Source organism: Mesorhizobium sp. WSM4829 (genome assembly GCF_055811475.1).
The window spans coordinates 96139-119378 of record NZ_JBVVQJ010000021.1 but is presented as its reverse complement, the minus strand read 5'-3'; the positions used below and the strand labels follow the sequence as shown (position 1 = coordinate 119378).

The window sequence follows — 23240 nt, the reverse complement described above, 5'->3', positions numbered from 1 at the left end:
CATAAAGCTAAAGGATATCCGATCGGCGGCGATTTGGCACCCCTGCAGCTTGCGGAGAACTTTGCCCTCTGAAGAGGCGCCGGCGCTGCCCCTCATCTGGCTGCCGCCATCTTCTCCCCGTGAACGGGGAGAAGGGCGCCGTCATCGACGGTTCCGCCAATTACCAGCGTTGCAATAAATGAACGCCGAGGGTGCGGTCAGCGGTCTTCTCCCCGTCCACGGGAGAAGGTGCCGGCAGGCGGATGAGGGGCAGCGCCGACCTCCATGGATCAGGCCAAGCCCGCCTACGTCGGGAATATGCGTCGCGAGAGCATAGATCCCTTACGCACTAGGCATCGAGACACAAACTTCAGCCTCGGGTCGATTGCCGTACGCGACAGCCGTGACGAGTTTGCCGCCCATCTTTCGACATCCCGCTTACGCCGCGCCGACCACTTTCGCCGACTTCTCAAAACGCTTGCGCTCGTTCGGGTCGAGATAGAGCTTGCGCAGGCGGATGGTCTTCGGCGTCACTTCGACCAGCTCGTCGTCCTGGATCCAGGCCAGCGCGCGTTCCAGCGTCATGCGGATCGGCGGCGTCAGCTTCACCGCCTCATCCTTGCCGGCGGCGCGGATGTTGGTCAGCTTCTTGCCCTTCAGCACGTTCACTTCGAGGTCGTTGTCGCGTGAATGGATGCCGATGATCATGCCCTGATAGACCTTGACGCCCGGATCGATGACCATCGGGCCGCGGTCTTCCAGGTTCCACATGGCATAGGCCACTGATTCACCCTGTTCGTTGGAGATCAGCACGCCGTTGGTGCGGCCCGGCAGCTCCCCCTTGTAAGGCTCGTAGGCATGGAACAGCCGGTTCATGACTGCTGTGCCGCGCGTGTCGGTCAACAGTTCCGACTGATAGCCGATCAGGCCGCGCGTCGGCGCGTGGAAGACGATGCGCTGGCGGTTGCCGCCTGACGGGCGCAATTCGACCATCTCGGCCTTGCGCTCCGACATTTTTTGCACGACGACGCCGGCATGCTCCTCGTCGACGTCGATGACGACTTCCTCGACCGGCTCGAGCAACTCGCCGTTCTCGCCCTTCTGCATGACGACGCGCGGCCGCGACACGGCGATCTCGAACCCTTCGCGGCGCATCGTCTCGATCAGCACGGCAAGCTGCAATTCGCCGCGGCCGGAGACGAAGAACGAGTCCTTGTCCGGCGATTCCTCGATCTTCAGCGCGACATTGCCTTCGGCCTCGCGCAGCAGGCGGTCGCGGATGACGCGGCTGGTCACCTTGTCGCCCTCGGTGCCGGCCAGCGGGCTATCGTTGACGAGGAACGACATCGTCACGGTCGGCGGATCGATCGGCTGCGCGTGCAGCGGCTCAGTCACCGACGGGTCGCAGAACGTGTCGGCGACGGTGCCCTTCGACAGGCCGGCGATGGCGACGATGTCGCCCGCCTGCGCTTCGTCGATCGGCTGGCGCTCGAGACCGCGGAAAGCCAGGATCTTGGAGATACGGCCGGTTTCGACCTGGGTGCCGTCATGATGCAGCACCTTGACCGCCTGGTTGGATTTCAGCGTGCCGGATTCGATGCGGCCGGTGATGATGCGGCCAAGGAACGGATTGGCTTCCAGGATGGTGCCGATCATGCGGAACGGGCCGGGATGGACGGTCGGCGCCGGCACGTGCTTGATAACGAGGTCGAACAGCGGCGCCAAACCCTGGTCCTTGGGGCCTTCGGGGTTTTCCGACACCCAGCCGTCGCGGCCCGAGCCGTAAAGGATCGGGAAGTCGAGCTGCTCGTCGGTGGCGTCGAGCGCTGCAAACAGGTCGAACACTTCGTTGACCACCTCGACGTGGCGGGCGTCCGGCCGGTCGATCTTGTTGATGACGACGATCGGCTTCAATCCGACCTTGAGCGCCTTGCCGACGACGAATTTTGTCTGCGGCATCGGCCCTTCGGCGGCGTCGACCAGCACGATGGCCGAATCCACCATCGACAGGATGCGCTCGACTTCACCGCCGAAATCGGCGTGGCCGGGGGTGTCGACGATGTTGATGCGGGTGTCCTTCCAGTCGACCGAGGTCGCCTTGGCCAGGATGGTGATGCCGCGTTCCTTTTCGAGGTCGTTCGAATCCATGGCGCGTTCGGCAACGCGCTGGTTGTCGCGGAACGAGCCTGACTGTTTCAGGAGCTGGTCGACGAGGGTGGTTTTCCCATGGTCGACGTGCGCGATGATCGCGATATTACGAATTTTCATGTTGTGGTCTCGGGAGCGTTGCAGGCAGCAGGCCAAAAGGCGCTGCCTCTTTCGGTTGGGCGGCTCATACAGGGTTTTTCGCAATCGCGAAAGAGGAGGCGTGCCACCAAATACATGGTCACCAAATCTTAAGTGTCTTGGTGTGAAATTGAATTATTAACCAAAGCGGAACCTTTCACGGTCGGGACAGTTCAAATTTCATGAGCAAAACGGGCATCAGATACCGGCCAATCCTTGCATGGGCTGCCCTCGCCGTTCTGCTTGCGGCAGGCGTGGCACAGTCGGCCGCGAGATCGAAGGAGCCTGCCCTGCCGTCCGACACCCGAACGGCGGAGCAGTTGTTTGCCGACGCTCCCGATGGCGTCGACCCGGTGGTGACCGGGCCGGTCAGCGCCGCCTTCAAGCAAAGGCAGGAGGCCGCCAACTGCGACAGCGCTGTTTGGCCCAATATTCCGACCGTTTGCTATCCAGACTGACGACCGCGCCTTACCCTCCCCCTTGTGGGGAGGGTCGATCCGCGAAGCGGAGCAGGGTGGGGGTGCGTGCCCCACCTATGTCGGCGCTTCACCCCCACCCCGTCTCGCCAGCTTCGCTTTGCGAAGCCGCCTCGCCGACCCTCCCCACAAGGGGGAGGGTGAACAGGCGCCAGTTCCCTCACGCCGAATGCACCGGGTCGAGCGTGACCTTGTAGAGTTCATTGTCGTCGCAATCCATCAGCCGCACCGTCATCTGTTCAGTGGCGCCATCGATGTCGACGAGGCCGAAGAACTGCAGGCCGGCCGAGGGTGGCAGGTTCTGCCCCTGCTCGGCGGTTGGCGCCTTGATGAATTTCAGCTCCGGGCCGAAGGTCATGTCGAAATCATTGGGTCCATAGGTGCCGGCATGGAGCGGACCCGAGACGAATTCCCAGAACGGATTGAAGTCCTGGAACTGCGCCTTGTCGGGATTGTAGTAATGCGCCGCCGTGTAGTGCACGTCGGCGGTCAGCCAGACGGTGTTGGTGATGCCGGCATTCTTTATGTAGCGAAGGAGGTCGGCAATTTCCAATTCGCGGCCCTTGGCCGGGCCATTGTCGCCATTGCTGACGGCCTCGGCGCCGGCCTTGTTGGTGGCGTCGTTCCAGACGATGAGGCCGAGCGGCATGTCGGCGGCGATGATTTTCCAGGTCGCGTTGGAGTTTGCCAGTTCGCGCTTCAGCCATTTCATCTGCTGTTCGCCGAGGATACGCGATTGCGGCGTCATCGTATCCTGCATGCCAGGACCGTTGGCGCCGCGATAGGAGCGCATGTCGAGGAAGAACACTTCGAGCAGCGGCCCGTAGGCGATCTTGCGATAGACGCGGCCCGGTTCCGACGGCTCGTAGCGGATCGTCGTCATCTCGTGGAAGGCGCGTGCCGCGCGTGCCGCCAGCACATGGATGTTTTTTTCCGAGTAGCGGTCGTCGGCGCTCAGGTTCTTCGAATCCGACCAGTTGTTGACCACCTCGTGGTCGTCCCACTGGTAGAAGGTCGGGCAGATGGCGTTGAGCCCCAGCACGTTCTTATCCATCATGTTGTACTTCCACTGGCCGCGGTACTCGTCCAGCGTCTCGGCAACCTTGCGCTTTTCGTCGATGAGGACCTTGTTCTTCCACTTGCTGCCGCCGGGAAGATCGACCTCGTCCTTCATCGGGCCGTCGGCATAGATGGTGTCGCCGGAATGCAGGAAGAAGTCGGGCGTATGCTTGCCGATCGTGGCATAGGTCTTCATGCCGGTGTCGTCGATGCCCCAGCCCTGGCCGGCGGTATCGCCCGACCAGGCGAAGCGGATGTCGCGTTTCGAGGCCGGCGCCGTGCGGAAGCGGCCGACGATCGGCTCGGAGACGGCGTTGATGTCGGCAAGATCGGCCGCGACCATGCGGTAGAAGATGTCCTGGTCGGAGGTAAGGTCGGTGAGCAGCCGCTTTACCGTGTAATCGCTGGCCGGCGACGTATCGAGCGGCGCAAGGCGCAAGGCATTGGCGAAATTCTCCGTCGACGAGACTTCGAACATGACGCGCGAAGGGCGGTCGGTCCGCGTCCACACCACGCCGCTGGTTGCGTCGACATCGCCCGACTGGATGCCATGGGTGAAGGCGGGCCGCTGATTGGCGCGCGAATAATAGGGAAGCGCGAGGCCCGATACGCCGACGAGGCCGGCGGCGCTCGCCGACGTGACAAAAGCGCGGCGCGAAATCTTGTTCATGGCTGTCTCCTGGATGGCTTAAACGTCGCCGCCAAGGTCCAGCCTCAATGTTTCACGCACATCTCGAAACCATGAAGGTTTTCTGACGATCAACAGGCTGGCGAATCTCCCCCCTCGAGGGGGAGATGTCGCCGAAGGCGACAGAGGGGGTCGTGTCGCGTGACGCGCCAACCTCCTGCGACTGCGATAAGGGGCCGAGCCCGGTCGGACCGACCCCCTCTGGCCGCTTCGCGGCCATCTCCCCTCAAGGGGGGAGATTAGCGCTCGGCCGTCACAGCTCAAGCCGCCTGCGGGTTCGGCTCGAAGGCCGGACGGCTGGTGTTGATCAACAGCGAGAGGCAGGCTGCGGCTATTGCCGTCATGCCGGCGATGAGGAAGGCAAGTTCGTAATTGCCCTGCAATTCACGCATGGTGCCGCCGAAGAAGGCGGCCGCCGCTGCACCCACCTGATGGCCGGCGACGATCCAGCCGAAGACAATCGGCCCGCTGCGGTCGCCGAACGCCTCGTTCGACAGCCTGAGCGTCGGCGGCACGGTGGCGATCCAGTCCAATCCGTAGAGCACGGCGAAGATGATCAGGCTGGTCGACGAAAAGCCGGAATAAGGCAGATAGATCAGCGACAGGCCGCGGATGCCATAATAGACGCCGAGCAGCTTGCGCGGGTCGAAACGGTCGGTGAGCCAGCCCGACAGCGTCGTGCCGATCAGGTCGAAGATGCCCATCAGCGACAGCAGGCCGGCGGCTTGGACCTGGCCGATGCCCATGTCGCCGCAAAACGCGATCAGGTGCGTTCCGACCAGTCCGTTGGTGGTGAAGCCGCAGATGAAGAAAGTGGCGAACAGATACCAGAACACCCGCGTGCCGGCGGCACGACGCAGCGTGCTGAGCGTATGGGTGAGGAAATTGCCCTGCGAGGCCGGCGGAACCGGCGGCACGTCGTCGACGTCCGCGCCGTAGCGCACCATGCCGATCGCGGACGGCCGTTCCGGCACCAGCAGCCAGACCAGCGGCACCAGGCAGGCGGTGGCCACCGCAATGGCGATGGCGACCGGCTTCCAGCCGCCCGACTGCGCGAGCGCGGCGAGCAACGGCAGGAACACCAGCAGGCCGGTGGCGGCCGAGGCCGACATCAGCCCCATCACCAGGCCGCGATTGGTCTTGAACCAGCGATTGACGATGGTGGCGCCGAGCACCGTGGCGACCGCGCCGGAACCGACGCCGGAGAATACGCCCCAGGTGAGAAGCAGGTGCCAGGGCTGGGTCATCAACAGGCTGAGCGCCGTCGAGCCCGACATCAGCACAAGCGCCGCCAGCAGCGTGCGGCGCAGCCCGATCCGTTCCATCAGTGCCGCGGCAAACGGCCCGGTCAGGCCGTAGAGGAAGATACCGATGGCCGCGGCGAGCGAGACGACATCGCGCCGCCAGCCGAAACTCTCCTCCAGCGGCAGCATCATGACGGCCGGCGCCGACCGCAGGCCCGCCGCGATCAGCAGGCAGAGGAAGATGACGGCGACCACGACGAAAGCGTAGCGCTGGCCAAACGGGCGGGATTGAGCTATCATGTTACTGACCGGTACGTTGCAGTTGTACTAGGGTATACGTACCGATCGGTAACATTGTCAAGCAGGCAACGGCACATCCTGGATGAAAAGCATTGAACCAACGATCAAAGCAGATGAGGTGGCACAGCCCCGCGCGGGCGAAAGAATCCTTCGCGTTGCCCGCGATCTGTTCTACCGGCAAGGCATCAGGGCGATCGGCGTCGACGAGATCGTGCGGCGCGCCGGCGTCACCAAGCCCAGCCTCTATCGCAGCTTCCCCTCCAAGGACGAATTGGCCGCGTCCTATCTGCGGCAATACGACCTCGAGTTCTGGGCCCGCTTCGACGCGGCGGTGGCTGCCCATCCCGGCGATCCGCGCGCGCAGATCGCCGCCTTCCTGACCCGCATCGGCAAGCGCACGCAAAAGCCCGACTATCGCGGCTGCGGCATGACCAACGCGGCCGTCGAATATCCCGAACGTGGCCACCCGGCCCGCGTGGTGAGCGAGGCCAACAAGCAGGAATTGCGCCGACGCCTGCGCACCATGGCGGCGGCGATGGGTGCCGGCGACGCCGAGACGCTGGGCGACGGGCTGCTGCTTCTGATCGAAGGCGCCTATATCAGTGGCCAGCTGTTCGGGGCCGGCGGACCGGCGAAGTCTGTGGCCCGCAATGCCGACCTGCTGATCGAAGCGAGCTTGAAGAAATAGACCTCTTGCGGTCCTTTCCAGCCGGAAGCAGTATGGCCGTCACGCTCGTGGTCTGCTGATAATTGCCGGTAACGACTTGAACCTTGTTCGAACGTTTTTAGACGACCTCGAAAAGATGTTCCTGCTTCACTACCTGAGGCGAGGGAGTTCGGGTTTAATTGGCGAGCAGGAGAAAAGAGACATTCGGACGGTCTTTGACCTGAACGAGTATACGGTCAAGGAAGCCGTCCTGCGCAGATTTTTGTTTCTCATACTTATTTCATCAGCCCTTGCCTATTTCTTATTTAAGGCTCCCGACTATAGTCCCACAGGGAGCGCTCTTATCGTCTTGATATCTGCCTCGGCTTTGATTTTCCTGTACACCGGCGTCGCTGTGCCGGTAACGCTGTTTGCAACCTTCGTGTCGCTCGTCGCAATTTCCTGGATGGACTACCAAACGTCCATTGTATCCATTTGTTTTTCCGCGTTGTACGCCCTGTATTTTTTTGCGAAGCTTAGAGCCCGGCAGCGAAAATGACCACAGGGTGTATCGCGTGCGTGCGCTTCTGATCCCGCTTGCCCTCGCCTGCCTCTGCCAGCCTGCCCGGGCCGGCGACATTTCCAGTGCCTACACCGATCTCGACTGGAAGAAGGACTGCGTGACCTACGCGCAGGCGGAGGAAGGCGACGGCGAGTGGGCCAGTCTCGCCTGTTCGGGCTATCGCGGCTACCCGGTGCTGATCGCCTACGACGACGCCCGCGATTCGCTGTTTTATGGTTTTCCGCCCAGCGACATGAGCCCAGTCTGGGAAAGTTTTGTCGCCTTCAACTCGGCGGCATCCAAACTCGAGTGGCGCATCGAGACGAACGGCGATCGCGCCGTCCCGTTTGCGGTCATTCATCGGCGCTCGATCAGCAATCCCGAGGTGGAGAACAAACCGACCGACGTGCTGATCGTCGCCAAGGTCGGCCAACCGGAGACCTATGAAGGCTGCACCGTCGGCCTGGTGCTGGCCACCGGCAACCCCGGCGCCAACGACCAGGCACGCAAGCTCGCCGACGAGAAGGCGCGGACCTTTGCCTGCGGCAAGGACAAGCGCGTGGTTATCGGCAACGCACCCGCTTTCGGCCGCGTCGATAATTAGGAGCGCGTCGCATTGAAAAGTAAACGTCGGTCAGCGCTGCCCCTCATTGCCCTGCCGGGCAGACGGGGAGAAAGACGCAGCCATCAATGGTTTCGCCAATTACCACCGTTGCTGAATGGGCGCCAAGGTCGAGGTCAGCGGGCTTCTCCCCGTTCACGGGGAGAAGGTGCCGGCAGGCGGATGAGGGGCGGCGCTACGCCAGCAGTTTGCTCGCAACTTCAGGCGTTCGGCTACTTGCTCGCCTTGGCCCGTTCGATCGCCTCGACGATCATCTTCTTGGCGTAGGCGGCATCGTGCCAGCCCTCGATCTTGACCCATTTGCCGGGTTCGAGATCCTTGTAGTGCTCGAAGAAGTGCTGCACCTGCTGGCGGGTGATGTCGGGCAGGTGCGTGTATTCGGTGACGTTCTCGTAGCGCAGCGTCAGCTTGGGCGACGGCACCGCGATGATCTTTTCGTCCAGGCCGGAATTGTCCTCCATCACCAGCACGCCGATCGGCCGCACATTGATGACGCAGCCCGGCACCAGCGCCCGCGTGTTGCAGACCAGCACGTCGATCGGGTCGCCGTCACCCGACAGCGTGTGCGGCACGAAGCCGTAATTGCCGGGGTAGCGCATCGAGGTGTGCAGGAAGCGGTCGACGAACAGCGTGCCGGCCTCCTTGTCCATCTCGTACTTGATCGGCTCGCCGCCGATCGGCACCTCGATGATGACGTTGATGTCCTCCGGCGGGTTCTTTCCGATGGCGATGGCTTCGATACGCATGGCTTTTGTCCCTCTTTCGATTGGAGACCGATAGCGGGCGGCGGCGCATGGTGCAATGCGGCGAATGGTACTGAAATCGGCTGAGGGTGCTGGCGAGAGGCGTGTCGAGCCGTCATTCCCAGACGAAGGCGACCTTCTTCAGAGCCTTCTGCTCAAAAACCTCGACGCCCTCGGCGACGTCGCGGCCGCCGGCGCCGGCATAGAAGGTGAGCGCGTTCTGGTTGTCCTCCAGCGCCCACACCACCATGCCTTTCAGCCCGTGGTCTGCCAGTCGCGCCCGTGCGGCCGAGAATAGCCGACTGCCGAGCCCGATGCCCTGATATTCCGGGCGCACGTAGAGTTCGTAGATCTCGCCCTGCTGCTTGAGCTCGCGGGCGCGGTTCTTGCCGATCGTGGCGTAGCCGGCGACCTTGCCGCCGATCTCGACAACCAGGACGGTGGCGGCGCGGCGGATGGCGTTCGCCCACCAGTCGGCGCCGCGGCGGTTGATCATCGATGTCAGCGTGCGATGCGGGATGATGCCGGAGTAGGCGCCGCGCCAGGCCAGCAGGTGCACGTCGGCGATCGCGCCTGCGTCGCGCGGCTCGGCTTTCCTGATGTCGATGCTCAGCGTCTTCATGATTGGTTAACCATAAACCCGCATCGCCCGATTGCAAGAGTCCGGTCAGCGGCTCCCAAGCTTTCGCACAGTCGATAGACGTGCCGTTGAGTGCTGAAAAAACCGTTCGTAGCGACTCAGATTTCGACCAGATGGTCGTCGAGTTCGTTGCTGTCGCCGGAAGAAACCGGGAAATGCTCGGCCAGCACCGCAGCCGTCGCTTCGATCGCCTTGATGAAGCCGTCAGCGAGACGATCGTCGCGGGCATGCGCGGTAAGGTCGCGGACGACGCCGTCCCAGACATGCTGGCCGACGCGGCTGTCGATGCCGCTGTCGGCGATCACTTCGGCGTAGTGCTCGGCAATCGAAACGAACACCAGCACGCCGGTGCGCGCCGTGGTGCGGTGGACGTTGCGGGCGAGGAACTGCTTTATCGCATTGGCGTGCGCGGCCTGGTAACGCAGCCGTCTCGGCACCAGGTGGATGCGCAAGCCGGGCGGCGCCCACAACAGCACAAGCATCGAGGCCATCGCCAGAAGCTGGGCGATGACGAAATGCGGCACGCGGATCGACAGCCACCACGCTTCCAGCCCGTAGCTGACGGCGAGGCTGATGACGAGCATCGCCAGCGTCGCCATGAAGGCCGCCGGAAAGAAATAGCCGTCGCTGGCATAGGCGACCACGCAGTAGATTTCGCCGTCGGTCTTCGATTCGGCGACGCGGATCGCTTTGGCGATGCGGTCATGATCCTCGGGGCTGATCGGTCGAGTTGCCATGTCGTGTCTCACCAGCTTCCTGAAGATCCGCCGCCACCGGACGAGCCGCCGCCGCCCGAAAAGCCGCCACCGCCTGAGCCTCCTCCGCCCGACGACCAGCCTCCCCCGCCGGACGACCAGCCGCCAGATGATTGCCGGCCCGGCTCGAACGTCATGCCCAGCCAGCGATAACGGCTAGGGCCGATCTTCCGGCCGAAGATCGGCGGCAGGATGGCGGCGGCGATGCTGCCGAAGAAGATGATCGCCCAGATGCTTATGAAGATCGCAAAGAACAGATCGTCGGTGTTGAACGGCGGCTGCTGGTTGCGGGTCCCGCGCGCTTCCAGCTCTTCCGGATTGCCTTCCAACACCATGACCATGTCGTCGACGGCCTTCATTATGCCGCCGGAGAAATCGCCGGCGCGGAAGGCCGGCACCATGTCGTTTTCGATGATCAGCCTGGTGTGCAGGTCGGTCAGCGTGCCTTCCAGCCCGTAGCCGACCTCGATGCGCATCTTGCGGTCGTCCCTGGCGACCAGCAAAAGCACGCCATTGTCCTCGCCGGCCTGGCCGAGCTTCCAGGCGCGGAACAGCCGGTTGGCGAAGGGCTCGATCTCCTCGCCATCGAGGCCAGGAAGCGTCGCGACGACGATCTGGTCAGAGCTCTTGGCCTCGAAATCCGCAAGCTTGCGGGTCAGCGCCGCCTCGGTTGCGGCGTCGATGATGCCGGCATTGTCGACGACCCGCCCGGTCAGGGCAGGCAATTCGGCGGCAAGGGTGGCGAGGGGGAGGAAGAGGGCTAAGTAGAGAAGGGCTAGAGCAACCGGCAGGAATGCAAGGCTTGCGTTCCGTCCCACCCCCCTTGAGGGGGAGATGTCCGGCAGGACAGAGGGGGGTGGGACGGAGTACAAGGTCAATGGAACTGCGCTCGCTAAGCGCTGATCACCCACCCTGCTGCGTGCCGAAATCGACCTTCGGCGTCTGCATCTTGTCTTCCTCGATGGTGAAATTGGCGAATGGCTGATTGTCGCGGAACCACAGGGTCGCCCAAATCACCGACGGGAAGGTCCTCAGCGTCAGATTATACTCCCGCACCGCCTCGATATAGTCGCGTCGGGCGACCGAGATGCGGTTCTCGGTGCCTTCGAGCTGCGCCTGCAGCGCCAGAAAATTCTGGTTGGCCTTGAGGTCGGGATAATTCTCCACCACTGCCAGCAACCGCGACAGCGCGCTGGTCAGGCCGGCTTGACTGTCCTGGAATCTCTTGACCGCTTCCGGATCGCTCAGCGTGTCGGGCGTCACCGTCACCTGCGTCGCCTTGGCGCGCGCCTCGACCACGGCATCGAGCGTATCCTTCTCATGCGCCGCATAGCCCTTGACCGTCTCGACCAGGTTGGGAATGAGATCGGCGCGGCGCTGGTACTGGTTCAGCACCTGGCTCCATGCGGCCTTGGCGTTTTCCTCTGCCGTCGGAATTGTGTTGTAGCCGCAGCCGGCCAGCAGCGGCAGCACGATCGCCATCATCAGCAAGGCTGGCAGGTTGCGGAAGACGAAAGGGGAGGAAAGGGCAGGCATGGAAAATCCCTCAACAAGACTGACGGGCGAAGCATTACCACAATCTGCGCGCAAGAACATGACCTCAACCTGGGGCGCTGCTGGTGCTTTGGCATTCACTGTCAGGCCCTGTAACTGGCCGGGCGAACAGGTTAAAGTCGCTGCGAAAACAGGGCATAGCCATGGCGGGACGCCAGGACAGCGACGACGAATCGCGCCGCATCATCGAGCGCGTGGCAAGTGAAACCGACCCGGCCTCGTCCGTTGCGCGGACCGCGAAGGGCGCGCGCGATGACGTCACTGCAGCAGACGCCGACCGGGCGGACCCGATCGAATATTGGGGCACGCGCATTGGCCGGGCGCTGGGGCTCATTGTCGGTATTGGCCTGTTGATCTGGCTCGTGCTTTTCATCATCCAGGGTTAGGAACCTCGTGAGCAACGAAGAACACGACGCGCCGCGCGCGGTTATCGTCATTTCCAGCCATGTCGCGCGCGGCTCGGTCGGCAACCGCGCCGCGGTCTTTGCGCTGGAGACGCTGGGATTTCCGGTGTGGGCGGTGCCGACCGTCATCCTGCCCTGGCATCCGGGCCATGGACGGGCCACGCGCATCGTGCCGCCGCTCGATCAATTCAGGGCGCTGATGGCCGATCTCGAGCGCGCGCCATGGCTGGGCGAGGTCGGCGCGGTGCTGTCCGGCTATCTCGGCGAAGGCGGCCAGGCCGACGCCGTCGCCTCGCTGGTCGGCGCGGTCAAGGCGAAGACGCCGGACGCCGTCTACATCTGCGACCCGGTGATGGGCGATTCGGGCGGGCTTTATGTGCCGGAGACGACCGCCATCGCGATGCGCGACCGGCTGATGCCGATCGCCGACATCGCCACGCCCAACCGCTACGAGCTGGAATGGATGGCGGGAGCGCCGCTGCCCGACCTCCAAGCGGTGATGGCGGCCGCCCTTCAGGCCGGGCCGTCGACCATGCTGGTCACGTCGGCGCCGGCGATGATGGCCGGCGGCACCGGCAATCTGCTGCTCAACGGCAACCAGGCGCTGCTCGCCGAGCATCGCCTCATCGACAAGCCGCCCAATGGCCTCGGCGACCTGACGGCGGCCGTCTATCTGGCGCGCACCCTGTCCGGCCAGCCGGCGATCAAGGCACTGCAGTCGACCACGGCGGCGGTCTACGAGATCCTGGCGCGCACCGCCAAGCGCGGCGGCGACGAATTGCAGCTCGAAACCGATGCACAGAGCCTGTCGCACCCGATGGCGATGGTGCAGCTTCGCCATCTCCTGCATCCGGGGCGGGACAAAAGAGCGTGACTGTCGTCGGCGTCGATGGCTGCAAGGCCGGCTGGATCGCCGTTCGCCGCGATCCCGGTTCGACACCTCGTAACCCGGGCGCAGCCCCCTCGGTAGCCGTTTTTCCAAGCTTCGCAGCACTGCTCGACGCATTGCCAGCCGAGGCGACAGTCGCCGTCGACATGCCGATCGGCCTGCCCGATGTTTCACAAAAGGGCGGCCGCGGGCCCGAATCGCTGGTGCGGCCGCTGCTCGGCAACAGGCAATCGAGTGTCTTCGCCATCCCCTCGCGTGCGGCGCTTTATGCGCATACGGACGGCTTCACCACGATCGAGGCCTGGCATGCCGCGCATCGCCAAGCAAGCGAAGTGGCCAAGGCGACCTCCAATCCGCCGCGCGGCGTCTCGATCCAGGCTTTTGGCATCTTTGCCAAGATCCGCGAGGTCGATGCGGTTCTGATCGCGCGTCCCGAACTGCGCCGCCGCGTCTTCGAATCGCATCCGGAAGTCGCCTTCTGCCGGCTGAACGACGACCAGGCGATGCGCCTGCCGAAGAAGATCAAGGGCGCCGTCAACCCGGCCGGCATGGCGGAACGCAAGGCGCTGCTTTGCCGGCACGGTTATGTCAGTGGCTTTCTCGACCGGACGCCGCCGCGAGGCGCCGCTGCCGACGACTTTCTCGACGCCGCAGCGATGATGCTGATCGCCGGTCGCATCGCCAGCGGCGAGGCAAGGCCGTTTCCGGATCCGCCGCTCGCCGACCGTTTTGGTATCCCTGTCGCCATTTGGGCGTGAATCTCCTCGGCCCATCTATCGGCGAGGCAATCGCATTGGCGAATGGCAACCACGTCCTTCGCGATTCGGCATTGCTCGCGACCGGCTTTTGCCGCTAGAGCCTTCCTGACCTACAGAGCTGCCGCCTAACCCCGAAAGGCTCCAGACGCCGCCAATGCCTCATCTCCCAGACCATCTGCTCACCGGCTACCGCAATTTCATGAGTGGCCGCTATCTCGCCGAAAGCGGACGCTATCGCTCGCTTGCTCGCGAGGGCCAGGCCCCCGAAACGATGATCATTGCTTGCTGCGACTCCCGCGCGGCTCCCGAGGCGATTTTTGACGCTGGCCCCGGCGAACTCTTCGTGCTGCGCAATGTCGGCAATCTGGTGCCGCCCTATGCGCCCGACGACCAGTTCCACTCGACCTCGGCCGCGCTCGAGTTCGCCGTGCAGAGCCTCAAGGTCAAGAACATCGTGGTGATGGGCCATGGCCGCTGCGGCGGCATCCGCGCAGCACTCGACAGTACCGCAGCGCCCTTGTCGCCCGGCGACTTCATCGGCAAGTGGATGAGCCTGATTGCGCCGGCGGCCGAGACCGTGTCGTCCAGCACCTTCATGACGGCGACCGAGCGCCAGACCGCGCTCGAGCGCATTTCGATCCGCTATTCGATCGCCAATCTCAGGACCTTTCCCTGCGTCTCGATCCTGGAAGGCAAGGGACGGCTGTCGCTGCACGGCGCCTGGTTCGACATCTCGACCGGCGAACTCTGGGTGATGAACAAGGACACCGGCGACTTCGAGCGGCCGGAGATGACGTAGGAGGGTTGCATGGCATGCCGTTCGATCGCTTTGGCCGCAGCGGCGCTGCTGTTTTCAGTCATATCCGCCGGCGCCGACGACGGCGCGCTCATCGGCCGCTGGTATGCGGCGCTGCTGGTCGCCGATCGCACGGAACTGTCGGACCTGCTTGCCGACGACGTCCGGATAAAACTCGACGATCTCGGCGTCGTCCAGACCAAGCAGGAATTCATCGCCTCCATCGACGACTGGGAGGGCGCAGTCGCCGGGGCTGAAATCCGGCATCGAATCGAGAAGACCGAGGGCGGCGTCACCACGGTGATCGCCTGTTATGATTTCCCCAACAACGACGTGCTGATGCAGGAAACCTTCGCGATCGCCGACAACCGCATCACTGCCAGCTCGCAGGCGGCGATCGCCGAAAACTGCGACAGCTACTGACCAGCCGCGATATTGCGTGCGGCAAGCCAGCGCCTTACATCGGTGACGATCGCCCCATCCCGCCACTCAGCGAAAGCCCCTCACTTACGAAAGATTGCCCATGCCGTCCGCCGTCGACCTCGCCGCCCATCCGCTGACCACCTGGCAAGGGCCGCTCGGCCTGCCCGATTTCACCCGCATCGGCGACGGCGATTTTTCCGGGGTTTTCGATGCGGCATTGACGGCGCATGAGGCCGAGATCGAGGCGATAGCGGGCAATGCCGAGACCCCGACCATCGAGAATACGCTTGCGGCGCTCGAGCTTGGCGGCGAGGCGCTCGACCATGTCTCGTCGATCTTCTGGTGCCGGGCCGGCGCCCACACCAACGAGGCGATCCAGGCGCTTGAGCGCGAGATCTCGCCAAAGATGTCGCGGCATTTCTCGGCGATCTCGATGAACGAGAGGCTGTTTGCCCGCATCGACGATCTCTACCAGCGCCGCGACGCGCTGAAGCTCGATGCCGAAACGCTGCAGGTGCTGGAAAAGACCTGGAAAAATTTCGTCCGCTCCGGCGCCAGGCTCGACGCCGAGGGCAAGAAACGGCTGGCGGCGATCAATGAGGAGCTGTCGTCGCTCGGCACGAATTTCGGCCAGAATCTGCTTGCCGACGAGCGCGACTGGGCGCTGTTCCTCGATGAAGCCGACCTTGCCGACCTGCCGGAATTCCTGAAAAGCGCGATGGCCGAGGCCGCCGAGATGCGCGGCCAGAAGGGCCGCTATGCCGTCACCCTGTCGCGCTCGATCTACGAGCCGTTCTCGACCTTCTCCGAGCGCCGCGACCTGCGCGAGATTGCCTTCCGCGCCTTCACCATGCGCGGCCAGAACGGCGGCGCCACCGACAACACCGCCGTGGTGCGCGATATGCTACGCCTGCGCGCCGAAAAGGCGAAGCTGCTCGGCTACGCTTCCTACGCCGCGCTGAAGCTCGACGACACCATGGCAAAGACGCCCGAGGCGGTGCATACGCTGCTCGACCCGGTCTGGGGAAAGGCGGTGGAAAAGGCCGCAAGCGATCAGATCGAATTGCAGCGGCTGGCGGCCGAGGCCGGCAGCAACGAAGAATTCGCCGCCTGGGACTGGCGCTTCTATCAGGAGAAGCTGCGCGCCGAGAAATTCGCCTTCGACGAGGCCGAGCTGAAGCCCTATCTGCAGCTCGACCGTATCATCGACGCCTGTTTCGACGTGGCGACAAAATTGTTCGGCATCAGCTTCGAGGAGAAGCAAGGCATTGCCACCTGGCACCCGGACGCGCGCGTTTTCGTCGTCAGGAATGCCGACGGCAGCGAGCGCGGGCTGTTCCTGGCCGACTATTTCGCGCGGCCCTCAAAGCGCTCCGGCGCCTGGATGAGCGCGCTGAAGTCCGGCTACAAGCTCGGCGATGGCTCCAGGCCGGTCATCTACAACATCATGAATTTCGCCAAGCCGCCGGAGGGCGAGGCAGCGCTTTTGTCGGTCGATGAAGCCAAAACCCTGTTCCACGAATTCGGTCATGCGCTGCATGGCATGCTGACCGAAGTCACCTGGCCGTCGGTCGCGGGCACCTCGGTCAGCCGCGATTTCGTCGAGCTGCCCTCGCAACTCTACGAGCACTGGCTGACGGTGCCGGCGGTGCTGGAAAAGCATGCGCTGCACGTGACGACCGGCAAACCGATGCCGAAGGCGCTGGTCGACAAGATGCTGGCGGCGCGCACTTTTGGCGCCGGCTTCGCCACGGTCGAGTTCACCGCCTCGGCGCTGGTCGATATGGCCTACCACGCGCGGCCGGATGCGCCGAACGAGCCGCTTCGTTTCGAAGCCGAAACGCTCGAGAAGCTCAACATGCCCGACACCATCGCCATGCGCCACCGCACCCCGCATTTCGGCCACATCTTTGCCGGCGACGGCTATTCGGCCGGCTACTATTCCTACATGTGGTCGGAGGTGCTCGACGCCGACGCCTTCGCCGCCTTCGAGGAGACGGGTGACCCGTTCAATCCGGCGCTGGCCGAGCGGCTCAGGAAAAACATCTATGCCGCCGGCGGCTCGAAAGACCCGGAAGAGCTCTACACCGCCTTCCGCGGCAAGATGCCGTCGCCCGAAGCGATGATGATCAAGCGCGGGCTGGTCTAGAGCGAGGGCCAACGGAGGACCAATCGCCAACCTCGGCGGACCGGCGATGTCCGATCAAAGCATCTCGCAGCAGGCCATCTTAACGCGGCGCGCTTGGGGCGCCACTGAGCGCCGCAATGCATCTCCCCAGCGCCGCCGGGTCGCCGAGGACGCGCAGCGTCTTTAGCCGGGCGGTGCCGCCGGCGGCGACCGAGACGGCCGACCGCGGCACTCCCAGCGCCTCGGCGACCAGCCGTTCGAGCGCCTGGTTGGCGGCGCCGTTTTCCGGCACGGCACGGACGCGGGCCTTCAGATGGCTTCGCCCGTCTGCCGAGATCTCGATGCCTTCGAGCCTGTCCATCGCCGCTTTCGGCGTCAGCCGGACGAACAGGTCGACGCCGTCGTTACGCGGGCGAAACGGCCCGGTCATGGAACCGCCGTCAGACGACCAGCGGCGCCACTGTGGTGAGCAGGAACTGCCGCAGGAAGAACAGGATCAGAAGCAGGATGATCGGCGAGATGTCGATGCCGCCGAGGTCGGGCAGGAAGCGGCGGATCGGCCGCAGCGCCGGCTCGGTCAGCCGGAACAGCATGTTGCTGACGCTATCGACGAACTGGTTGCGCGAGTTGACGACGTTGAAGGCGTAGAGCCAGGAGAAAATCGCCGAAGCGATGATGATCCACCAATAAATGTCAAGCGCCAGGACAATGGTCTGAATGAGGGCTATCATGCCGGTCTCCGATTGTTGCCGACATGTAGCCATTGCAGGCGGAGGCGGCAAGAGCCAGCTTCCGCCGCATGCCCAGCCGGTGACTGGCCGTGCGGTTTTGGGCAAAACGCCGTCTTGACAGGAAACCGCAGCGCCCGATAAATGCGCCCATTCCGCTGGACGGGGCTGTAGCTCAGCTGGGAGAGCGCGTCGTTCGCAATGACGAGGTCAGGAGTTCGATCCTCCTCAGCTCCACCAGCGGAAATTTATCCCAGAAAAATCAAGAAGATAGCTGTATCGGCGCACCCCGAACGCGCTCTGGCGGGCTTTGAGCTTGGGGCTTTAGACCTGGCCCTCAAGCCATTCCCGCAGATCGGGGTCCTCGTGACCTTCAGGGACAGGCGGTCTCGTTCTGACGTACCAGATCACCCCAAATCCAACTGCCGCCCACGCGCCAGCAACCACGAATGTGATGATGTCAGTCACTTCAAACCCCTAAGCCCGATACACCATTAGCTCGACCGAAATCGCCCCACAAGAGCAAAATCAGGTCGTTGCGGGAGTGGGCTGGCGCCCAGCCAAGGGAAGTCCTGCTGTTGTCAGACGCCTAACTAAATCCAGCCGTTCCGCACGGCTGTCACGGCCGCTCACGATGGCCTGCTCTGCGACGATCCGGTGGCATTCGTCAGACAGGTTTGCGCATTGCCGGCGGCGACACGGTTGAAGCGGCCTGCACAATCGGCATAGTAGGCCGGTCGTGAACCACGGGAGGGCCACATGAAGCTCGGATTGCTCACCGCACCGTTTGCCGACACCCCGCTTGGCGAGGTCGCCAACTGGGCAAGTTCTGCCGGCTTCGAGGCGCTGGAGATCGCCTGCTGGCCGAAATCCTCAAGTGCGGCCCGGCGCTATGCCGGCACCAGCCATATCGACGCCGCCTCGACCTCGGCCTCGCAGGCCAAGGAGATCACCGCCGCACTGGCGGAAGAGAACCTGTCGATCTCGGGCCTCGGCTTTTATCCCAATCCGCTGCATCCCGATGCCGCCCACCGCAAAACCGTCATCGATCATTTGAGGAAGGTGATTGTGCTGGCGAGCCATATGGGCGTGCCGGTGGTCAACACCTTCTGCGGCGGCGACGCTGCAAAAACCGTCGACGCCAACTGGCAAGAGGCACTCAAACTGTGGCCCGCCATCATCGCCCATGCGCGCGACAACGGCGTCAAGCTGGCTTTTGAGAACTGCCCGATGATCTTCAGCTATGACGAATGGCCGGGCGGCCACAACATCGCCTATTCGCCCTATATCTGGCGCCGCATCCTCGATGCCTGGGGCGGCGATGTCGGCATGAATTTCGATCCGTCGCATCTGGTCTGGCAGATGATCGACCAGGCCCGCTTCATCAGGGAATTCGGCCCGTACATGCTGCATGTCCATGCCAAGGACCTGATGATCGATCATGATGGGCTTTACGAGCGCGGTATCCTCTCGGCCGGCATGGGCTGGCAGGTGCCGCGCATGCCGGGGCTTGGCGATGTCGATTGGAATGTGATCTTCTCCGGCCTCTACCGCGCCGGCTACGACGGAGCCATCATCATCGAACACGAGGACCGGCGCTTTGAGGGCAGCGACGAAGAGGTCAAGCGCGGCTTTCTGCTCGCCCGCGACGTGCTGCGCCCCTTCGTGAAATGAGCCCCTTTTCGAACTGAACTGACAACCCACTTTTCGAACTGAACTGAAAACAATGTGGAGGAAGACTGAAATGAAAAAATATCTGGCAATGGTCCCGCTGCTTGCCGGCGCGGCGTTTCTGGCTTCGGCGGGCGTCTCGTCCGCTGAAGCCAAATACACGATCGGCGTCTCCAACACGGTGCAGGGCAATGGCTGGCGCGAGGAGATGATCTGCGCCATCAAGGCGCAGGCGCTTGCCTCCGGCGAGGTCACCAAGCTCAACATCGCCCATCGCAACACCGACGCCGCCGGCCAGCTCGAGGACATCCGCAACCTGATCAGCGCCAAGGTCAACGCCATCGTCGTCAACCCGGCCGATCCCGCCGGCATCAAGTCAGCGCTCGAGGAAGCCACCAAGGCCGGCATCGTCGTCGTCGCCGTCGACCAGGCGGTCACCGAGCCTTCGGCCTACATCATCTCCAACAACCAGGAACAGTACGCCTATCTCGGCGCCAAATGGCTGTTCCAGCAGATCGGCGGCAAGGGCGACGTCGTCTATATGCGTGGTGCCGCCGGCGCCTCGGCCGACAGCGACCGCGACAAGGGTTTTAAGAAGGCGCTCGCCGAATTCCCCGACGTCAAGGTCGTGCATGAGGTCTTCACCGGCTGGCAGCAGGACCAGGGCAAGCAGCAGATCCTCGATTTCATCGCCACCGGATCGCCGTTCAACGGCATCTGGACCTCGGGCATCGACAATGTGATCGTCGACGCGCTGGTCGAGTCGCAGACGCCGCTGGTGCCGGTGGTCGGCGCCGACAATGCCGGCTTCGTCGGCCAGCTGAACTCGGTCGAAGGCCTCGTCGGCGCGGCGGTGACCAATCCCGGCTCGATCGGCGGCGCCGGCGTGACGCTGGCCCTGCAGATCCTGAACGGCAAGAAGCCGGCGGAGCAGACCGTGCTCGTCGAGCCGCAGCTGTGGGAGAACGCCACCGCGGAGGGCAAGGCCAAGCTGAAAAGCGTCGCCGATCCGTCGCTGAGCCCGGAATGGCCGGTCTCGATCTCCATTCCGGAGTGGACCACCTACACCAAGGAGCAGATCATCGCCTGCAAGGGCCCTGGCGAGTAATGATCACTGCCGCGCTTCCTCCTTCTCGCCTTGTGGGAGAAGGTGGATCGGCGCGCAGCGCCGAGACGGATGAGGGGTGTTGGACGAATGAGACGTTGGTGTTCCCTGGAACACCCCTCATCCGACCTCGCTTCGCGAGGCCACCTTCTCCCACAAGGGGAGAAGGCAAGATCGCCGTTTTAGACAACTTTGAACGAGAGCAACGCGATTTTGACCACCAACCCGCTCCTGGACGCCACCGGCGTCGTAAAAACCTACGGCGCCGTGGTGGCGTTGCGCAACGCGTCGCTGTCGGTCCTGCCGGGCGAGGTTCACGCCCTGATGGGCGCCAATGGCGCCGGCAAATCGACGCTGGTCAAAATCCTGACCGGCGCCATCCGCGCCGATACCGGGCATATCCTGATCCGCGGCGAGACGCGCGACGTGCGCTCGCCTGCCGATGCGCGCCGCGCCGGCCTGCTTCCGGTCTACCAGGAACCATCGCTGATCCCCGATCTCGACGTCGCCTCCAACCTTCGCCTGACCGACACGCCGGTCGAGCCGTTCCGCGCCTGGGTGCGCGAACTCGGCATTCCCGACCTCGACATACGCGACACCGCGCGCGACATCCCGCTGGCCGTGCTGCGCGTGCTCGACCTGGCGCGGGCGCTGGCGGTCGAGCCCGACGTTTTGCTGCTCGACGAGATGACCGCAGCATTGCCGGCTAACCTTGCCGAAAAGGTGCTTGAGGTCGTTCGCCGCCAGGGCAGCAGCGGCCGTTCTGTGATCTTCATTTCCCACCGCTTTGTCGAGATATCGGCGCTTTGCGACCGTGCCACCGTGCTTCGCGACGGCGAGACTGTCGGCGTCGTCGACATCGAGCCGGGCGTCGAGGAGCGCATCGTCGAGATGATGCTCGGCGCCAAGGTCGAGAAGACGCGCGTGACGGCGCGCCAGGCGAGCCAGGCCGCTTCGCCTGGGGATAGCCGCGCGCGCCTCGGCGTGGCGAACCTTCGTGTGGGCACCAAGCTTAACGACGTCTCGTTCGACCTGGCGAATGGCGAGGTCGCTGGCGTCGTCGCGCTCGAGGGCCAAGGCCAGGACGAGCTGTTCGCCGCGCTCGCCGGCTCGATCCGCCCGTCCGGCGGCACGATCGAGGTGGACGGGCAGCCGGTGAAATTCGCGCATCCGGCCGATGCGATCCGCGCCGGCATCGCCTATGTGCCCGGCGACCGCACCGAAGCGCTGACCATGCAGCGCTCGGTGCGCGAAAACATCGCGCTCCCGTTCAGCGCCGCCTTGCGCAACTGGGGGCCGATCAACATGGCGCAGGAACGCTCAAGGGTCGTCAGCGCGATCGAGCGTCTGCAGATCGACACCCGCGCCCAGCGCGAGGTGCAGCGGCTGTCCGGCGGCAACCAGCAGAAGGTGACGATCGCCCGCTGGATCGCCGCCGAGGCACAGACCATCCTCTGCTTCGACCCGACGCGCGGCATCGATGTCGGCACCAAGCAGGAGATTTACAAGCTGCTGCGCGAACTCGCCGACCAGGGCAAGTCGGTGCTGTTCTATACATCCGAACTCGAGGAGGTGCAGCGTGTCTGCGATCGCGTCATCGTCATCTTTGGGGGACGCGTCGTCGATGTCTTCCCCGTCGAACTCGCCGACGAGCCGGCACTGATGCGCGCCGCTTACGGCTTGCCGCGCGGCGCCAAGGTGGACGTCGGCATTCTTGCCGATATCCACTCGAGCCCGGTGGCGAAACCTTGACCCGCCTCGTCCGTCGTCAGGGCTGGGTCGCCGGCCTGCTCGTCCTGTTCGTGGTCCTGCTGGTGATCACCAGGCTCATCCAGCCGGGCTACGGCAGCGGCGATTTCGGCTCGCTGGTGCGCGCGGTGCTGCCTTACGCCTTTGCCGTGGCCGCCCAGACGATTGTCGTCATCGCCGGCGGCATCGACCTTTCCGTCGGCGCGATGATGGCGCTGACCAGCGTCACCGCCGCCACGATGATGGACGGCGCCAGCGAGGAATACGCGCTTTTTGTCGTTCCGTTCGTGCTGGCGATGGGGCTGGTGCTGGGCGCCGTCAACGGCATGCTGATCGTCGTCACCCGCGTGCCCGATATCGTCGTCACGCTGGCGACCCTGTTCGTCCTGCAGGGCGCGGCGCTGTTGGTCCTCGGCGCGCCCGGCGGCGCGGTGGCCGAATGGCTGCGGGCGACCATCGTCGGCACCGTCTCGATCCCGGGCTTGCCAGAAATCTCTGCCTGGATACCGAAGGCGCTGGTGCTTCTTGTCGTCTGCCTGTGCATCATCTGGATACCGCTCAAGCGCTCAAAACTCGGCCTGTCGATCTACGCCATCGGCAGCAGCGAGCTCGCCGCGTTTCGCAGCGGCGTGCCGGTCGCGCGCACCAAAATCATCGCCTATGCCCTGTCGGGGCTTTTCGCTGCTATGGGCGGGCTGGCCCTGACCATGAGCACAGGCATCGGCGCCCCTATTCCCGGCCCCTATCTTCTCGCCAGCGTGGCGGCGGTGGTGCTCGGCGGCGTAGCGCTTGGCGGCGGCAAGGGCGGCCTGCTCGGCCCGATCGTCGCCGTCTTCGTGCTGCGGCTGGTGCGCACCGACCTGACGCTCTTGGCCATCGATCCCAACGTCACCGCAATCATCGAGGGCGCGATCATGGTCGCCGTCGTCATGTTCGGCGCCTTTATTACGATGAGGGGGCGGCAATGATGAGCAATGGCGTAAGGCTGGTTTACGGAGTCGGCGATCCACGGCGCCCCCCTCTGTCCTGCCGGAC

24 protein-coding genes and 1 tRNA gene are annotated in these 23240 nt (G+C 64.0%); 15 read left to right on the top strand and 10 right to left on the bottom strand.

Going from position 1 to position 23240, the window contains the following annotated elements:
• Positions 1–417: 417 nt before the first annotated feature.
• Positions 418–2247, bottom strand: coding sequence for a translational GTPase TypA (gene typA / locus AC0L17_RS20585; RefSeq protein ID WP_287234460.1), 1830 nt, complete (start codon positions 2245–2247; stop codon positions 418–420).
• 200 nt (positions 2248–2447) lie between these two features.
• On the opposite strand from typA, the gene AC0L17_RS20580 reads away from it, so the two are divergent.
• On the top strand, positions 2448–2723 hold the full coding sequence (locus AC0L17_RS20580; protein WP_473517175.1) for a hypothetical protein: 276 nt from the start codon (positions 2448–2450) through the stop codon (positions 2721–2723).
• A gap of 178 nt (positions 2724–2901) precedes the next feature.
• On the opposite strand, the gene AC0L17_RS20575 is transcribed toward AC0L17_RS20580, so the two are convergent.
• Together AC0L17_RS20575 and AC0L17_RS20570 are read right to left on the bottom strand one after the other, a co-directional pair.
• Entirely contained in the window at positions 2902–4470 is a 1569-nt protein-coding gene (locus tag AC0L17_RS20575; protein WP_473517174.1) for an alkaline phosphatase D family protein, read from the bottom strand.
• Positions 4471–4748: 278 nt separating this feature from the next.
• Positions 4749–6032 (bottom strand): MFS transporter, encoded by a 1284-nt coding sequence (locus AC0L17_RS20570; protein WP_473517173.1) that lies wholly within the window; start codon positions 6030–6032, stop codon positions 4749–4751.
• Between the two features lie 82 nt (positions 6033–6114).
• Here AC0L17_RS20570 and AC0L17_RS20565 point away from each other — a divergent pair, with 82 nt between their 5' ends.
• From AC0L17_RS20565 to AC0L17_RS20555, 3 genes are all read left to right on the top strand, one after another.
• On the top strand, positions 6115–6720 hold the full coding sequence (locus AC0L17_RS20565) for a TetR/AcrR family transcriptional regulator (protein ID WP_473517172.1): 606 nt from the start codon (positions 6115–6117) through the stop codon (positions 6718–6720).
• Between the two features lie 115 nt (positions 6721–6835).
• Complete coding sequence (locus AC0L17_RS20560) at positions 6836–7237, top strand: hypothetical protein (RefSeq protein ID WP_473517171.1); 402 nt, start codon at positions 6836–6838, stop codon at positions 7235–7237.
• Positions 7238–7253: 16 nt separating this feature from the next.
• Positions 7254–7844: a hypothetical protein gene (locus tag AC0L17_RS20555; RefSeq protein ID WP_473517170.1), complete on the top strand. Its 591-nt coding sequence runs from the start codon at positions 7254–7256 to the stop codon at positions 7842–7844.
• 230 nt (positions 7845–8074) lie between these two features.
• Here the strand turns inward: AC0L17_RS20555 and ppa are convergent, their stop codons facing one another.
• The 5 genes from ppa to AC0L17_RS20530 all read right to left on the bottom strand — a co-directional run bounded on the left by ppa (position 8075) and on the right by AC0L17_RS20530 (position 11536).
• Complete coding sequence (gene ppa / locus AC0L17_RS20550) at positions 8075–8608, bottom strand: inorganic diphosphatase (RefSeq protein ID WP_023800478.1); 534 nt, start codon at positions 8606–8608, stop codon at positions 8075–8077.
• A 112-nt stretch (positions 8609–8720) separates the two neighbouring features.
• The gene (locus tag AC0L17_RS20545; RefSeq protein ID WP_128168610.1) at positions 8721–9227 is read right to left on the bottom strand and encodes a GNAT family N-acetyltransferase; all 507 of its coding nucleotides are present in this window, start codon (positions 9225–9227) and stop codon (positions 8721–8723) included.
• A gap of 116 nt (positions 9228–9343) precedes the next feature.
• A complete protein-coding gene (locus tag AC0L17_RS20540; protein WP_473517169.1) occupies positions 9344–9982 on the bottom strand; it encodes a TPM domain-containing protein in 639 nt (212 codons plus the stop codon).
• Between the two features lie 8 nt (positions 9983–9990).
• The gene (locus AC0L17_RS20535; RefSeq protein WP_473517168.1) at positions 9991–10818 is read right to left on the bottom strand and encodes a TPM domain-containing protein; all 828 of its coding nucleotides are present in this window, start codon (positions 10816–10818) and stop codon (positions 9991–9993) included.
• A gap of 85 nt (positions 10819–10903) precedes the next feature.
• Positions 10904–11536 (bottom strand): LemA family protein, encoded by a 633-nt coding sequence (locus AC0L17_RS20530; protein ID WP_023800481.1) that lies wholly within the window; start codon positions 11534–11536, stop codon positions 10904–10906.
• Positions 11537–11697: 161 nt separating this feature from the next.
• Between AC0L17_RS20530 and AC0L17_RS20525 the strand changes: the two genes are divergently transcribed.
• The 6 genes from AC0L17_RS20525 (at position 11698) to AC0L17_RS20500 (ending at position 16973) form a co-directional block, all read left to right on the top strand.
• Positions 11698–11940, top strand: coding sequence for a hypothetical protein (locus tag AC0L17_RS20525; protein WP_128248090.1), 243 nt, complete (start codon positions 11698–11700; stop codon positions 11938–11940).
• Between the two features lie 7 nt (positions 11941–11947).
• Positions 11948–12832, top strand: coding sequence for a pyridoxal kinase PdxY (pdxY, locus tag AC0L17_RS20520; protein ID WP_473517167.1), 885 nt, complete (start codon positions 11948–11950; stop codon positions 12830–12832).
• Positions 12829–13605, top strand: coding sequence for a DUF429 domain-containing protein (locus AC0L17_RS20515; protein ID WP_473517166.1), 777 nt, complete (start codon positions 12829–12831; stop codon positions 13603–13605). Before pdxY ends, AC0L17_RS20515 begins: the two co-directional genes overlap by 4 nt.
• Positions 13606–13759: 154 nt before the next feature.
• Positions 13760–14404 carry a carbonic anhydrase gene (locus AC0L17_RS20510; RefSeq protein ID WP_023800486.1) on the top strand — a complete coding sequence of 215 codons (645 nt, stop codon included), beginning with the start codon at positions 13760–13762 and terminating at the stop codon, positions 14402–14404.
• Between the two features lie 9 nt (positions 14405–14413).
• Positions 14414–14824: a nuclear transport factor 2 family protein gene (locus AC0L17_RS20505; RefSeq protein ID WP_128181364.1), complete on the top strand. Its 411-nt coding sequence runs from the start codon at positions 14414–14416 to the stop codon at positions 14822–14824.
• Between the two features lie 94 nt (positions 14825–14918).
• Complete coding sequence (locus tag AC0L17_RS20500) at positions 14919–16973, top strand: M3 family metallopeptidase (protein ID WP_473517165.1); 2055 nt, start codon at positions 14919–14921, stop codon at positions 16971–16973.
• Between the two features lie 79 nt (positions 16974–17052).
• Here the strand turns inward: AC0L17_RS20500 and AC0L17_RS20495 are convergent, their stop codons facing one another.
• The gene (locus tag AC0L17_RS20495; protein ID WP_473517164.1) at positions 17053–17382 is read right to left on the bottom strand and encodes a DUF167 family protein; all 330 of its coding nucleotides are present in this window, start codon (positions 17380–17382) and stop codon (positions 17053–17055) included.
• A gap of 10 nt (positions 17383–17392) precedes the next feature.
• Positions 17393–17683, bottom strand: coding sequence for a YggT family protein (locus AC0L17_RS20490; RefSeq protein WP_023800489.1), 291 nt, complete (start codon positions 17681–17683; stop codon positions 17393–17395).
• Positions 17684–17844: 161 nt separating this feature from the next.
• Between AC0L17_RS20490 and AC0L17_RS20485 the strand changes: the two genes are divergently transcribed.
• The 5 genes from AC0L17_RS20485 to AC0L17_RS20465 all read left to right on the top strand — a co-directional run bounded on the left by AC0L17_RS20485 (position 17845) and on the right by AC0L17_RS20465 (position 23173).
• A tRNA-Ala gene (locus tag AC0L17_RS20485) sits at positions 17845–17920 on the top strand.
• A 519-nt stretch (positions 17921–18439) separates the two neighbouring features.
• On the top strand, positions 18440–19354 hold the full coding sequence (locus AC0L17_RS20480) for a sugar phosphate isomerase/epimerase family protein (RefSeq protein WP_473517163.1): 915 nt from the start codon (positions 18440–18442) through the stop codon (positions 19352–19354).
• 70 nt (positions 19355–19424) lie between these two features.
• Entirely contained in the window at positions 19425–20459 is a 1035-nt protein-coding gene (locus tag AC0L17_RS20475; protein ID WP_473517162.1) for an ABC transporter substrate-binding protein, read from the top strand.
• 210 nt (positions 20460–20669) lie between these two features.
• The gene (locus tag AC0L17_RS20470; protein WP_473517161.1) at positions 20670–22208 is read left to right on the top strand and encodes a sugar ABC transporter ATP-binding protein; all 1539 of its coding nucleotides are present in this window, start codon (positions 20670–20672) and stop codon (positions 22206–22208) included.
• Positions 22205–23173 (top strand): ABC transporter permease, encoded by a 969-nt coding sequence (locus tag AC0L17_RS20465; RefSeq protein ID WP_473517160.1) that lies wholly within the window; start codon positions 22205–22207, stop codon positions 23171–23173. The genes AC0L17_RS20470 and AC0L17_RS20465 overlap by 4 nt, the downstream gene beginning before the upstream one ends.
• Positions 23174–23240: the final 67 nt, after the last annotated feature.

Excerpts from the sequence above, each read along its gene's own strand:
- typA (WP_287234460.1), bottom strand. The coding sequence starts at position 2,247 with ATGAAAATTCGTAATATCGCGATCATCGCGCACGTCGACCATGGGAAA.
- AC0L17_RS20580 (WP_473517175.1), top strand. The coding sequence starts at position 2,448 with ATGAGCAAAACGGGCATCAGATACCGGCCAATCCTTGCATGGGCTGCC.
- AC0L17_RS20575 (WP_473517174.1), bottom strand. The coding sequence starts at position 4,470 with ATGAACAAGATTTCGCGCCGCGCTTTTGTCACGTCGGCGAGCGCCGCC.
- AC0L17_RS20570 (WP_473517173.1), bottom strand. The coding sequence starts at position 6,032 with ATGATAGCTCAATCCCGCCCGTTTGGCCAGCGCTACGCTTTCGTCGTG.
- AC0L17_RS20565 (WP_473517172.1), top strand. The coding sequence starts at position 6,115 with ATGAAAAGCATTGAACCAACGATCAAAGCAGATGAGGTGGCACAGCCC.
- AC0L17_RS20560 (WP_473517171.1), top strand. The coding sequence starts at position 6,836 with ATGTTCCTGCTTCACTACCTGAGGCGAGGGAGTTCGGGTTTAATTGGC.
- ppa (WP_023800478.1), bottom strand. The coding sequence starts at position 8,608 with ATGCGTATCGAAGCCATCGCCATCGGAAAGAACCCGCCGGAGGACATC.
- AC0L17_RS20545 (WP_128168610.1), bottom strand. The coding sequence starts at position 9,227 with ATGAAGACGCTGAGCATCGACATCAGGAAAGCCGAGCCGCGCGACGCA.
- AC0L17_RS20540 (WP_473517169.1), bottom strand. The coding sequence starts at position 9,982 with ATGGCAACTCGACCGATCAGCCCCGAGGATCATGACCGCATCGCCAAA.
- AC0L17_RS20530 (WP_023800481.1), bottom strand. The coding sequence starts at position 11,536 with ATGCCTGCCCTTTCCTCCCCTTTCGTCTTCCGCAACCTGCCAGCCTTG.
- AC0L17_RS20525 (WP_128248090.1), top strand. The coding sequence starts at position 11,698 with ATGGCGGGACGCCAGGACAGCGACGACGAATCGCGCCGCATCATCGAG.
- AC0L17_RS20510 (WP_023800486.1), top strand. The coding sequence starts at position 13,760 with ATGCCTCATCTCCCAGACCATCTGCTCACCGGCTACCGCAATTTCATG.
- AC0L17_RS20505 (WP_128181364.1), top strand. The coding sequence starts at position 14,414 with ATGGCATGCCGTTCGATCGCTTTGGCCGCAGCGGCGCTGCTGTTTTCA.
- AC0L17_RS20495 (WP_473517164.1), bottom strand. The coding sequence starts at position 17,382 with ATGACCGGGCCGTTTCGCCCGCGTAACGACGGCGTCGACCTGTTCGTC.
- AC0L17_RS20490 (WP_023800489.1), bottom strand. The coding sequence starts at position 17,683 with ATGATAGCCCTCATTCAGACCATTGTCCTGGCGCTTGACATTTATTGG.
- AC0L17_RS20480 (WP_473517163.1), top strand. The coding sequence starts at position 18,440 with ATGAAGCTCGGATTGCTCACCGCACCGTTTGCCGACACCCCGCTTGGC.
- AC0L17_RS20475 (WP_473517162.1), top strand. The coding sequence starts at position 19,425 with ATGAAAAAATATCTGGCAATGGTCCCGCTGCTTGCCGGCGCGGCGTTT.